Source organism: Enterococcus sp. C74, assembly GCF_040887125.1.
GTDB classification, from domain to species: domain Bacteria; phylum Bacillota; class Bacilli; order Lactobacillales; family Enterococcaceae; genus Enterococcus_B; species Enterococcus_B hirae.
This window is the reverse complement of the sequence record NZ_JBFOFA010000012.1, coordinates 25,059-37,807: the sequence shown is the minus strand read 5'-3', so window position 1 is coordinate 37,807 and position 12,749 is coordinate 25,059. Positions and strand designations below refer to the sequence as shown.

The window sequence follows — 12,749 nt, the reverse complement described above, 5'->3', positions numbered from 1 at the left end:
TTAATAGTTGTTTATTCAGAAGGATTCAGGTGTAGAGGTAGTTTTTTTGGAAAGAATGAAGTATAATATAGGGCTGAGGAGTACATTTCGTGCTCCTTCATTTTTTGCAGATGAGGAGACAAAATGTTTTCAAAATATAAACCAACATGGATGGTCGATGCCATCTACAAGATAACCCCTGCACAATTAAAAAACTTAGGGATTAAAGCAGTTTTGACTGACTTGGACAATACGTTGATCGCTTGGAACAATCCTGATGGGACAGAGGAATTACTCGACTGGATCTTAGAAATGAGAAATGCTGGTATTCCAGTAGTGGTTGTTTCAAACAATAGCTCTGAACGAGTAGCACGAGCGATCGATAAATTTGAATTGACGTATGTTGCTCGGGCATTAAAACCTTTAGCCGTAGGAATGAATCGAGCAAAAAAAATGTTGAATCTTTCAGATGATGAAATTGTGATGATCGGTGACCAAATCATGACAGATATCCGAGCAGCTAATCGTTCGGGTATCAGAAGTATCTTGGTTAAACCAATTATTGAAACGGATAGTTGGAAAACACGATTCAATCGTTTTTGGGAACGCAAAATCATGGCCTATTTATTAGCACACAATCCTGATATGGGCTGGCGAGGTGGAATTGAATGAACGAAGAACTACAGTGTATTGGGTGTGGAGCAACGATCCAAACCGACCATCCTAATGAATTAGGGTATACACCAAAAGCAGCATTAGAAAAAGGACTAGAATCAGGTGAGGTCTATTGCCAACGTTGTTTCCGGTTAAGACATTATAATGAGATCCAAGATGTTTCACTGACAGATGATGATTTTTTGCGCCTGCTGAATGAACTAGGACAAGAAGATGCCTTGATCGTCAATGTTGTCGATATCTTTGATTTTAATGGTTCTTTGATCCCTGGACTACATCGCTTTGTAGGTAATAACCCGGTGCTCTTGGTCGGAAACAAAGTGGATATTTTACCTAAATCACTGAAGAAACCAAAAATGATCCAATGGATGAAAGAGCGTGCACATGAAGCTGGATTGCGTCCGGTTGAAGTATTATTGACAAGCGCAAAAAAAGCGAATGAAATGGAAAATCTACTCAAAAAAATCGAAGAGTATCGTGAAGGTCGTGACGTCTATATCGTTGGTGTGACAAATGTTGGTAAATCGACATTGATCAATCAAATCATCAAGAACACAGCAGGTGTCAAAGATGTTATTACGACTTCTCAATTTCCAGGGACAACTTTAGATAAGATCGAGATTCCTTTAGATGATGGTCACTTCTTGATTGATACTCCTGGGATTATCCATCGACATCAAATGGCGCATTATCTTGGAAAAAAAGATTTAAGGATCATTGCACCAACGAAAGAAATCAAGCCTAAAGGATACCAATTGAATGAAGGACAGACACTCTTTCTCGGTGGTTTAGCAAGGTTTGATTTTATCAGTGGGCAACGCGGTTCATTTATTGCTTATGTTTCAAATGATGTCACTATTCATCGAACGAAATTAGCAAAAGCCGATGAATTTTATGTGAAACACGTCGGTGGATTATTACAACCACCTCGTCCCGATGAAGTAAATGAATTTCCCGAATTGGTTCGTTTTGAATTTTCGGTAAAAGAAAAAACAGATATCGTATTTGCTGGCTTAGGATGGATCACAGTGACACAACCGGCAGTCGTAGCAGGTTGGGCGCCAAAAGGTGTGAATGTGATGAAACGAAAGGCCTTGATTTAAGGAAGAAGGAAGAATATGACTTTAAGAGGAAAACAAAAAAGATTTTTACGAAGCCAGGCACACCACTTACAACCGATTTTTCAAATTGGTAAAGGTGGAATCAATTCTGCCATGATGGTTCAGATTGAAGAAGCGCTGGAAAAACGTGAGTTAATCAAAGTAACGTTATTACAAAATACCGATGAGATTCCTGAAGAGGTAGCTGGTATTTTAGAAGAAACAGTCAGATGTCAAGTTGTTCAAATCATTGGACGAGTTCTTGTATTATATAAACCCTCTTCAAAGGAAAAATATCAACGTATCTCTAAAGAAGTAAACGCAATTTAAGGAGTGGTTAATATGAAATCGCAAGCGGAAGCTTTTGTCGAATCTCAAGTATTTCCTCAAGAGATGCCTCAAATTTTTGAAAAACGCAAACAGGTGGGGATTTTAGGTGGTACTTTTAATCCAGTTCACCTGGCACACTTAGTTATGGCAGAACAGGCAGGGAAAAATTTAGGGTTGGATGAGGTCTATCTAATGCCCTCTTATCAACCACCACATGTGGATGAAAAAACGACAATCGCTGCCAAACATCGCTTAAACATGCTTGAACTTGCGATAGCAGATAATCCTTTTTTAGCTATTGAACCGATCGAGTTATCTCGAAAAGGCAAAAGCTATACTTATGATACGATGAAAGCTCTGACACAAAACAACCCTAATACCGATTACTATTTTATTATCGGTGGCGACATGGTAGAATATCTACCAAAATGGTATAAAATCGATGAACTAATGACAATGGTCAATTTTGTTGGTATTCGTCGAGCAGGTTACTCAACTGAAACGCCTTACCCAGTGATTTGGGTCGATGTGCCAACCATTGATATCAGCTCAACTAAAATACGGCAGAAGATCCAGCAAGGCTGTTCCGTTCGTTATCTAGTACCTGATAAGGTCATTGAGTATATCGAGAAAGAAGGGCTATATCAAGATGGACTATAGTAATAAATACACAACTTACTCAAGAGAAGAGTTGATGCAAAAAGTCCAAATGCGAATGAGTGAACGACGTTTCAAGCATGTTCTTGGGGTGGAAGAGACGGCGATTGCCCTTGCCGGCAAATACGGCTGTTCATTAGAAAAAGCTAGTATTGCTGCTTTGACACATGATTATGCGAAAGAACGGCCTGATGATGAATTTATTTTAGTTATCAAGCGAGATGGCTATGACCCAGCGCTTCTTCATTATGGAAATGCGATTTGGCATGGTTTAGTTGGCGCCTCTTTTGTTGAAAGAGAGCTTGGTATCACAGATGAAGAGATCCTTCATGCCATTCGAGTTCATACCACTGGTGCGGCTGAAATGTCTTTATTAGATAAAATCATCTATGTAGCAGATTATATTGAACCTGGTCGCTCGTTTCCTGGAGTCCAAGATGCGCGTGAAATAGCGTTGATCGATTTAGACGAAGCGGTAGCTTTTGAGACAAAGCACACATTAGCTCACTTGATTGAACAAGAACAACAGATTTATCCAAAAACAATTGAAACATATAATCATTGGGTAGCTAAAAAATAATCTCTACCCATTAGGAGGAAATTACTATAAATAGCAAAGAACAACTACAAATTGCAGTGCAAGCTGCCGATTCAAAACGTGCAGAAGATATCGTTGCTTTAGATGTGAGAGAAGTATCTTTACTAGCAGATTACTTCATGATTTGTTCGGCAAACAGTGAACGACAACTAAATGCAATTACAGAAGAAATCATTGAAAAAGAAGAAGAAAACAATTACGAAGTAAAACGTATCGAAGGAAAAGAAGGCGGAAAATGGATCCTGATCGACTTAGGAGATCTGATCATCCATGTTTTCCATGCGCCAGAAAGAAGTTTCTATAATTTAGAAAAATTATGGTCAGATGCACCACTTGTTGACCTAAATGAATGGATCGATTAATATGGCTTACGAAACATTTGCTTTCGTTTATGATGAGGTAATGGATGAAACCTTATATCAAGAATGGTTAGATTTCTCAAAACGACACTTACCAAGTGAAACATGTAATATTTTAGAATTAGCTTGCGGAACAGGTGCTCTAGCTGTTGCCTTTGCTAAAGCTGGGTACCATGTTACAGGGTTAGATCTTTCAGAAGAGATGTTGATGATTGCTAGCCAACGTGCGTTTGAAGAGGAAACACCGATCCAATTTGTTGAAGGAAACATGCTTGATCTGTCAGAAATTGGTCAATACCAAGCAATCACTTGTTTCTCAGATTCTTTGTGCTATATGAAGAATGAGCAAGAAGTGCAGCAAGTATTTGACGAAGTGTATCAAGCGTTGGAAGAAAATGGACGTTTTATATTCGATGTTCATTCTATCTATCAAATCGACACGGTGTTTCCTGAATACAGTTACCATTATCAAAATGATCAGTTTGCCTTTTTATGGGATAGCTACCCAGGTAAGGAAAAGCACAGTATTGAACATTTCTTGACTTTCTTTGTGGAAGATCCCGAAGAAGCAGGTAAGTTTATTCGAGAAGACGAACTGCATCAAGAACAAACTTATTCTTTGGATAATTATTTAAGAATGTTAGAAAACAGTGGTTTTTCTAAGGTAGAAGCGTTTGGTGATTTCACCGATGAACAACCAAAAGAAGATACAAAACGTCTCTTTTTTGTGGCATATAAGGAATAGGACACGAAAAAAGTCTTTTGTTGAATACGAAATATTACCTTATCGCAAGGTGTAATCGCAAAAAAACTGCCGTGAATCGCGTTGTTTCAGATAGTATTATAATAGTATAAAAGTAACGAATAATGGCCAAGACGAGTAAATCATCAACAAAGTCTGCGCCAAATAGTGACGTTTTTCTGCTAAAAAACGAAAAAAAACACTTTAGAAATATCTTGATTAAAAATAAGCTGAAGCGTCATTTGAAAAGCAGGAGAAACGATTTTTCGATTTCTCCTGCTTATTTTTTTACAGTTAAAAACCAAATTGATCATTTTAGGATTGACCGAAAGAATGAACTGTTTGTTTTATTCCTATTAAGAAACGGAGGAAATGCGATGAAAATTTGTGGCATTATTGTTGAATATAATCCTTTCCATAATGGGCATCGCTATCATGCGGAAATGGCTCGTGAACAAACGGGCGCAGATATCGTGATAGCAGTGATGAGTGGAAATTTTTTACAGCGTGGTGAGCCTGCAATTATCGACAAATGGTCCAGAGCAACTGCTGCCCTCCAAAACGGAGTGGATTTGGTCATTGAACTACCGATAGAATGGTCTGTGCAATCAGCAGATTACTTTGCCAAAGGAGCTGTGCGATTATTACAGATGCTCGGCTGTACACATCTTTGTTTTGGTACAGAAGAAGAGTCGACATTTAATTACGAAGCTTTTGGGAAATTTGTACAGCAAAACCAATTAAGGATTGACCGTGAATTTCAACGTTTATCTGATCAAGGAATGAGCTATCCGCAGAAGATGACAGCAGTGTTCAACACACTTTATCCAGAAATCGCTCTCGATTTTTCTTCTCCTAATCACATTTTAGGGTTAAGCTATGCGAAAGAAAATGCCCAGTATGCCCAGCCAATGAAATTAGTACCGATTACCAGAAAAAGTGCTGGTTATCACGATGAAGAATGGAGCAGTTCCTCCATCGCAAGTGCGACCGCTATTCGCAAAGCGCTCAGTGAACAACGCTCCGTAACGGATTTTATACCTGCTGCCACCGCAGCGATGATCGAAGCAGGTTCGCAACAAACATGGGCGAATTACTGGCCCTTGTTACGTTATCGTTTGCTTTCTACGGAGCTAGCCAATTTGAAAACTATCTATCAGATGACGGAAGGACTTGAAGTGAGAATGCAATCGGCTGCGAAAAAAGCCACTTCTTTCGAGGAATTTGTCACTTTAGTCAAGACGAAAAGATATACTTGGACGAGAATCCAACGTTTAGCTTGTTACGTATTATTGAACATCCATCATGAGGAAATCCATGACCAACAAGCCAAATGTTACTTGAATATTTTAGGATTCACCAAGGCAGGACAACAGTTTTTAAAAGAAAAGAAAGAGATACCCTTAATCTCAAAAATCGGCAAAAAAGAAGCAGAATTGGCACACCTTTTGGTTCGGAGTGATCAAATCTATCAACTCGGTGGGGCGATACCTGAACAAAATTTTGGAAGAAGACCTTATGTTTCGAAATAAACCTGGTTGGTGGGAACAAAGTGAAATGACTAATCTGAATGAAAGTTTAGTTCAATATTTTGAATATGTCGCTTTGTAAAAAATTCTTTGTCTAGCTTGTTGAGTAGCTATTCCAAGAGACGACTATAATCGATCATACAAGGAAACACCTCCCTAAAAAATGACTAGATTTAGAAAAAATACTTCACAGAATCCAGATTCACAAGTATAATGGAACAGGACGTTTTTGTGCTTAACCACTATCAGAAATGAACGATCAAAATTAGAAAGCGAAGTGAGAATATGGGACGTAAATGGGCAAACATCGTAGCGAAAAAAACCGCAAAAGATGCAAATAATAGCCGAGTTTATGCAAAATTCGGGATTGAAATCTATGCAGCAGCAAAATCAGGTGATCCAGACCCACACGCTAACCAAAAATTACGTTTCGTCATTGAACGCGCGAAAACTTATAATGTACCTAAACATATTATTGACCGTGCAATTGAAAAAGCAAAAGGTGCGGGAGATGAAACTTATTCTGAATTACGTTATGAGGGATTCGGACCAAATGGCTCAATGGTCATCGTTGATACCTTAACAAACAACGTGAACCGTACAGCTGCTGATGTACGTGCTGCTTTTGGTAAAAACGGCGGAAATATGGGTGTTTCTGGAGCTGTTTCTTACATGTTCGACAATACAGCGATTTTTGGTTTTGCCGGCGATGATGCAGATGAGATCCTTGAATATTTGATGGATAAAGAGATTGATGTACGTGATGTCATGGAAGAAGATGGACAAATCATCGTTTATGGTGAAGTTGCTGATTTCCACAGTATCCAAGAAGCATTGAAAGAAAAAGGAATCACTGATTTTTCAATTGCTGAGATCCAAATGATTCCTCAAAATGAAGTGACACTTTCACCAGAAGACCAAGAAACATTTGAAAAAATGATTGATGCGTTGGAAGAGTTGGAAGATGTTCAACATGTTTTCCATAATGTAGCATTGGAAGACTAAACGATAAAAACGAATGAAGGTTGTGAAAGCATCGGATAGCTTTCGACTTGCGATTTATCCTTTTTTCGTTTTTACACCTGCTAATAGTCTGGGACGATTCGTCTCTCAGACTATTTTTTTACGCTTAAAAGAAGATCATTCGTTCTGAAAAAACAGTAGTTTATGACGAATCAATGATTTTATCTTTTTTTCGTATGTTTTATTTTTTATTCTGTTTCGTCCTGTGTTATTATTGATATAGACGTATTATTGGAAAAATGATACATAGGAATGTGGATGTAGGCGGGGAAATTTTATGGAAGCAAAAATTAGTTTAGAGCCTTTTGAACGTATTTTAAGCGGTTACCAAAAGATCGAAGAGTTAGCTGTGAATATCACAGACTGTTCAAAATTAGCAAAAAAATATGCCCATTATGGTGTAGAAGGTTATCGTTTAGGAAATTACGTAGGTACTGGTTACCTTAATCGCTATCTGGAATGTATGGTTGATCGCGTCCCCATGTTGATTTACAAAAGAAATTATTTAATCCCTTTACTTTTTAGACGTTCAGATTCAACCTTTCGATTATTTGAAGAAAATTATCGTATGGAAGCTTTCTTTCGTTTGTTAGAATGGAGCTTAAAACATCAACCAACAAAAATCTTAATTGAAAAAAATGAAAAATATGATTCTAAAAAAGTAAAAGTGATCGACAGTGCTTATCTAGCTTTTCGTTTATCAGAAATCCTTGATAGTGGAGGCTATCCGATCAGTAACTTCCGATCAATCGAACAGTTTATTGATTGGAATCGAATTTATCGGCTGATAGATAACGGGGGGATTGGGCGTCATAGTAAAGTCTTTGATCCTGAGTATCCTGAAAATATAGAAGAATTGCGAATGATTATTTCATTAGTTAAATTAAAGTATCCAGATACTGAATCATTTGTTTAAAAGGCGAGGTTGTGACTAAGTGGTTAGCTTCTTATTCTTGAAGCTACTTCTTTAACACCGTTTATTAAGAATAAAGGGCTGTGACAAAAATTTTGTCACAACCCTTTATTTTTATATATTGATAGTGGTATATAATGCTGGGTCCATGGATTCAATCAAAGGACTTTCAGATTCAGAAGTAACTAAAACGAGTTCGTGCATGGCTCTTGTACACATGGTGTAAAGAACTAATTGATCTTGGTTAGTGGCAAAGTTTGTATCATCGATTCCCCATAAGAAAACGCGATCAAACTCGAGCCCTTTTGCCAAGAATGCTGGTAGTAGGACGATTTGTCGTTTCATAAAATCTGTTTCATCAGAAATCAATTGGACACGATCTTTTAAGTATACGGGCAACTGTTCATAGAGTTGTTCACACTCAGTCTGTGTTTTACCAATGATTGCGGTACGCCAGTAACGGGTATTTTCTTGAGTCGTTTCAAGCGTAGTTTTTAACCAATTTAATCGTTCTCCTAAGGAGGAACCTTTCACGATAGAAGGAAGCGTACCTTTGCGAGCCGTCGTTTCTACTTGATTTTCCTCAGTAAGAAAATGATTCGCAAAATCCGTGATCTCTTTTGTTGAACGATAGCTGGTCGTTAACTGGAAGTGTGTGATTTCTTGGTCTTTAAATAGTTGATCCAAAGAGCCAGTAATCGTTTCATTGCCGAAAACATTTTGATTTAGATCACCACAAAAAGTGAGATTAGCTTTTGGATAGATCGCTTGTAAAAGTGCTACCTGAGCGGGAGCGAAATCTTGCATTTCATCGATAAAGATATAGCGAGCTTTTTGCATCACAGACACTGGATGGATGCGACGCATCAGCAAGAAGAATAATACTGCATCTTCTTGTCGTAGTTCTCGTTGACGAAGCTTCTCTTTTAATAAGGCTGAATGATCGTTCCACATCGTTGCGCTAATGTCATTTTTAGCCAACAGCGCCTGAGGTACGGTTTGTAAAAAGTGAAGATATTGTTTGGTCAAATTGACAAATTGAAACTGATTGATTCCGCGGTAGATTCGACGGAATCTTTTCTTCACGATTTGATTCGCTAGTTTTTTCCGTAAAGACTGTTCTTTTTGCTCCGTATACTCAAGGTTCGGATCATTCGCATATAAGTCTTGCAATTGTTCTTCTGCTAATTCTTTGACCCATTTTTGACGCATCTCATCTTTTTGGAGTCCACCCAATTTTTTTAATAATTTTGTTTGCAACAAGGAGAGACGTTGATGTAACGGTAAGAGTTCATTGGTTTCTTGATACCATTTGCGGATCGATTCTTTTGCTAAAATCGTCCGACCGTTAATTTTCATATCTCTAAACAAGGGACCAAAACCAGTAATATGATCGATATAACGATCAATCTGATGGATTAGTTGAAGACCGCTTTTGAAGGTTTGGATCGGGTCCTTGTCTCCAGATAAAAAACCAACTTCTTGTTGCTCTTCTTCTAACAATGAAAATTCAGGTAATAACTGTTCCAAATAAGACTTGAAGGTTTGCGTAGGTACACCACTTTCACCTAAAGAAGGCAAAACAGTCGAAATATAGTCAGAGAAAAGATGATTAGGAGAAAAAAGTAAAACGTTCTCGGCATCTAACCATTTTCGATTGTGATAAAGTAAAAAGGCGATCCGTTGTAATAAAGCGGATGTTTTTCCACTACCAGCGATTCCTTCGATCAACATCACTTGACTTGTTGTATCACGAATAATGGCATTTTGGGCTTTTTGGATCGTAGAGACGATATTTTTCATATGCGCACTTGAGGCATCGTCTAGGATCTCTAGTAAGAAATCATCGTTGATCACTTCAGAAGTATCCACCATCGAAATAATTTTTCCATCTAAGATTTTAAACTGACGTTTCAGCAGTAATTCAACATTGATTTTTTCAGTATCTGTTTCATAGAAGGCTGGTCCAATTTCCCCTTCGTAATAAAGGTTAGCAATTGGGGCACGCCAGTCGATTACGATTGTTTCTTCAGAGAGATCTCTTAAAGAAGCGATTCCTAGATAAAGTGTCTCTGCATCTGTTTCTTCTTTAAAATCGATTCGGGCAAAGTAAGGGTTGTCTTCCATAACTGTTAACGTTTGGAGCCTTTTTTGCTGCGATTCAAGCGTATGGTATTTTAAAAGCAATTCTTGCTCATGTTGGCGGTATTCGACAGCTGATTCATAAAAGGATTCATTAGACCCACCTCTGATTTTATGGCTGGCGGTGTCTTTCGTAGAATCTTGCATCTCTTGGGTAAGAGATTGTTGTTTAGTGTTTAATAGCTTTTGCTCAAGCTGGATCAACTGAATGGTTTCATCCACGTGTTGTTGTTCTAGTTGTCTTTCATTCATTGCGTATATTACTCCTTCCGCCGTAAATAACGAATTAAAAGTATAGCACAAAAAGTGAGAAAAAGGTATCTTTGACTATTTGTTCGAAAGAAAGTGAAAGAAGAAAATCAATGAGAGTGAGAGTTGTTTTCAGTTAAGTGTAAATAGTTTTCATTCTAGTTCTAAGTCAGTATCCTAAAATTGTAGGGAGTGAACAATATGACACATTTTAAAAAATTTTCAATCACCGTTTTGATTGGAATGACGGCACTTATTTGCGAATTTATTTTTAAACGACCCACACTTGCATTTCTGATTATCGCGATCACGGGTGGCATTTTGGCTTTCTTTATGTTTATTGAGATGATTAAAACATTACGTTCAGGTAAATATGGTGTGGACATTCTTGCTATCACAGCGATTGTTGCGACATTAGTGGTAGGAGAGTACTGGGCCAGTTTGATGATCCTGATCATGTTGACTGGCGGAGACAGTTTGGAAGACTATGCCAATAAAAAAGCTAGTCGAGAATTGCAAACGTTATTGGACAATACACCACGCACAGCGCATCAATTGATGAATGACCAATTGAAAGATATTCCAGTAGAAGCTGTTGAGATTAATGATTTATTAGTGGTGAAACCAGGAGAATTAGTGCCCGTTGACGGAAAAGTAGTAAAAGGTGAGTCGCAATTTGATGAGTCTTCATTAACGGGTGAAGCCAAACTTGTATTAAAAAAAGCAGGCGATGAACTGATGTCTGGCTCAGTCAATGGGGACGGTTCCGTTCAAATGATCGTTGAAAGAAGAGCAGCTGATAGTCAATACCAACAAATTATTAAATTGGTCGAAGAATCAAAAGAAAAACCAGCTCATTTTGTACGCTTAGCGGATCGTTATGCGGTGCCTTTTACATTGATCGCTTATTTGATCGGAGGTATTTCCTGGTGGGTCACGAAGAATCCTGTTCGTTTCGCAGAAGTTCTCGTTGTTGCTTCACCTTGTCCTTTGATTTTAGCTGCACCGATTGCCTTAGTGGCAGGAATGAGTCGTTCAAGTAAAAACGGAATCGTCATCAAAACAGGAACTGCCTTGGAAAAATTAGCACGAACCAAGACAGTTGCATTTGATAAAACGGGTACCATCACTAAAGGGGTCCTCGAAGTAGCAAGTATTCACCCAGAAGCTGGTGTAACATCAGAAACGCTCTTGGTCTATGCGGCAAGTGCCGAACAAGAATCAAGTCATATCTTAGCCCGATCACTAGTCCATGAAGTCGATAGCGAAAAATTATTGCCAGTGAATGAATTAAAAGAGATCACGGGGCAAGGAATACAAGCTAGAGTAGATGGGCATTTCGTTAAAGTTGGCAGAGCTTCATTTGTCGGTGCCAAAGAAAGCCAATCTACTAAAACAGCTATCTATGTTGCGATTGATGACCATTTTTCGGGTACGATCTTATTTTCAGACGTGCTGCGTCCAGAAGCACAAGCAACGATTGAACAATTGAAAAAAATGGGTGTAGCGGATTTGATGATGATTACAGGGGATGGACCGGCTATCGCTGAATCAATTGCAAAGGAGGTTGGGCTCACGGCTGTTCATGCTCGTTGTTTGCCACAGGACAAATTGAATATCCTTGAGAGTATTCCCGAAAGTGAACGTCCCGTAACGATGGTGGGCGATGGGGTCAACGATGCTCCAGCTTTGACGATCGCAGATGTTGGAATAGCCATGGGCGCACACGGATCAACGGCAGCTAGCGAAAGTGCTGATGCGGTGATACTAAAAGATGATTTGACAAAAGTTGCTACTGCTATAACGATTTCCAGAGATACGATGAAAGTAGCGAAACAATCTGTTTTAATCGGTATTTTTATTTGTGTTTTTTTAATGCTGGTTGCTAGTACGGGTGTAATCCCCGCTTTGTTTGGAGCGGTTCTCCAAGAAGTGGTAGACACTGTTTCGATTTTAAGTGCGTTGCGGGCTAAAAATGAGCGATCCCACACGTAACATCAGAAAAGACCTTTTCTCTTTGCTTTTTTTGCGGTATGATCATAGCATAGAAGAAGGTTTGAAAAGACCACTTACATTTAAGATAGCAATTATTAAAAGGAGACGAGACAATGCCATTTGTACACGTAGAACTAGTTGAAGGACGTAGTCCAGAACAATTAGAAAATATGATGAAAGATATTACAGAAGCTGTTCATAAAAATACCCAAGCACCAAAAGAACATATCCATGTGATTATCAATGAAATGAAAAAAGGCACTTATGGTGTAAATGGTGAATGGAAAAAATAAGTCACACCCACACTTGATTTTTCTTTTTATTAGTGGTTAAATAAACACATAGTTGATTGATGAGAAAGACAACTGAATTTGAGAGTCTTCGATAAGAGAGGAAAAGCCAGGCTGAAACTTTTCCAGAAGAAAACCAAAGGATGACCACTTTCGAAACCTTTGTTG

13 protein-coding genes are annotated in these 12,749 nt (G+C 38.4%); 12 read left to right on the top strand and 1 reads right to left on the bottom strand.

Going from position 1 to position 12,749, the window contains the following annotated elements; all coding sequences use genetic code 11:
- Nucleotides 1–123: 123 nt before the first annotated feature.
- The 10 genes from AB3H93_RS12795 to AB3H93_RS12750 all read left to right on the top strand — a co-directional run bounded on the left by AB3H93_RS12795 (nucleotide 124) and on the right by AB3H93_RS12750 (nucleotide 7,908).
- Nucleotides 124–651, top strand: coding sequence for a YqeG family HAD IIIA-type phosphatase (locus AB3H93_RS12795; RefSeq protein WP_010719662.1), 528 nt, complete (start codon nucleotides 124–126; stop codon nucleotides 649–651).
- Entirely contained in the window at nucleotides 648–1,757 is a 1,110-nt protein-coding gene (gene yqeH / locus AB3H93_RS12790; protein ID WP_010738128.1) for a ribosome biogenesis GTPase YqeH, read from the top strand. The genes AB3H93_RS12795 and yqeH overlap by 4 nt, the downstream gene beginning before the upstream one ends.
- A 15-nt stretch (nucleotides 1,758–1,772) precedes the next feature.
- Nucleotides 1,773–2,084, top strand: coding sequence for a ribosome assembly RNA-binding protein YhbY (gene yhbY / locus AB3H93_RS12785; protein ID WP_010719660.1), 312 nt, complete (start codon nucleotides 1,773–1,775; stop codon nucleotides 2,082–2,084).
- A 12-nt stretch (nucleotides 2,085–2,096) separates the two neighbouring features.
- A complete protein-coding gene (locus AB3H93_RS12780; protein ID WP_053765624.1) occupies nucleotides 2,097–2,744 on the top strand; it encodes a nicotinate-nucleotide adenylyltransferase in 648 nt (215 codons plus the stop codon).
- The gene (gene yqeK / locus AB3H93_RS12775; RefSeq protein WP_096709466.1) at nucleotides 2,734–3,321 is read left to right on the top strand and encodes a bis(5'-nucleosyl)-tetraphosphatase (symmetrical) YqeK; all 588 of its coding nucleotides are present in this window, start codon (nucleotides 2,734–2,736) and stop codon (nucleotides 3,319–3,321) included. Before AB3H93_RS12780 ends, yqeK begins: the two co-directional genes overlap by 11 nt.
- Before the next feature lie 56 nt (nucleotides 3,322–3,377).
- A complete protein-coding gene (gene rsfS / locus AB3H93_RS12770; RefSeq protein ID WP_010719657.1) occupies nucleotides 3,378–3,701 on the top strand; it encodes a ribosome silencing factor in 324 nt (107 codons plus the stop codon).
- Nucleotide 3,702: 1 nt separating this feature from the next.
- Nucleotides 3,703–4,443 (top strand): class I SAM-dependent methyltransferase, encoded by a 741-nt coding sequence (locus AB3H93_RS12765; RefSeq protein WP_368020658.1) that lies wholly within the window; start codon nucleotides 3,703–3,705, stop codon nucleotides 4,441–4,443.
- Nucleotides 4,444–4,817: 374 nt separating this feature from the next.
- On the top strand, nucleotides 4,818–5,972 hold the full coding sequence (locus AB3H93_RS12760) for a nucleotidyltransferase (RefSeq protein WP_342082141.1): 1,155 nt from the start codon (nucleotides 4,818–4,820) through the stop codon (nucleotides 5,970–5,972).
- 282 nt (nucleotides 5,973–6,254) lie between these two features.
- Nucleotides 6,255–6,974 carry a YebC/PmpR family DNA-binding transcriptional regulator gene (locus tag AB3H93_RS12755; protein ID WP_010719654.1) on the top strand — a complete coding sequence of 240 codons (720 nt, stop codon included), beginning with the start codon at nucleotides 6,255–6,257 and terminating at the stop codon, nucleotides 6,972–6,974.
- A 295-nt stretch (nucleotides 6,975–7,269) separates the two neighbouring features.
- Nucleotides 7,270–7,908, top strand: a complete 639-nt coding sequence (locus tag AB3H93_RS12750; protein WP_010719653.1) for a hypothetical protein — start codon at nucleotides 7,270–7,272, stop codon at nucleotides 7,906–7,908.
- A 111-nt stretch (nucleotides 7,909–8,019) separates the two neighbouring features.
- On the opposite strand, the gene helD is transcribed toward AB3H93_RS12750, so the two are convergent.
- Nucleotides 8,020–10,299 carry an RNA polymerase recycling motor HelD gene (gene helD, locus AB3H93_RS12745; RefSeq protein WP_368020657.1) on the bottom strand — a complete coding sequence of 760 codons (2,280 nt, stop codon included), beginning with the start codon at nucleotides 10,297–10,299 and terminating at the stop codon, nucleotides 8,020–8,022.
- A gap of 198 nt (nucleotides 10,300–10,497) precedes the next feature.
- On the opposite strand from helD, the gene AB3H93_RS12740 reads away from it, so the two are divergent.
- Nucleotides 10,498–12,291: a heavy metal translocating P-type ATPase gene (locus tag AB3H93_RS12740; RefSeq protein WP_228197609.1), complete on the top strand. Its 1,794-nt coding sequence runs from the start codon at nucleotides 10,498–10,500 to the stop codon at nucleotides 12,289–12,291.
- Between the two features lie 113 nt (nucleotides 12,292–12,404).
- On the top strand, nucleotides 12,405–12,584 hold the full coding sequence (locus tag AB3H93_RS12735; protein ID WP_002287649.1) for a 2-hydroxymuconate tautomerase: 180 nt from the start codon (nucleotides 12,405–12,407) through the stop codon (nucleotides 12,582–12,584).
- The last annotated feature ends 165 nt before the right edge of the window (nucleotides 12,585–12,749 follow it).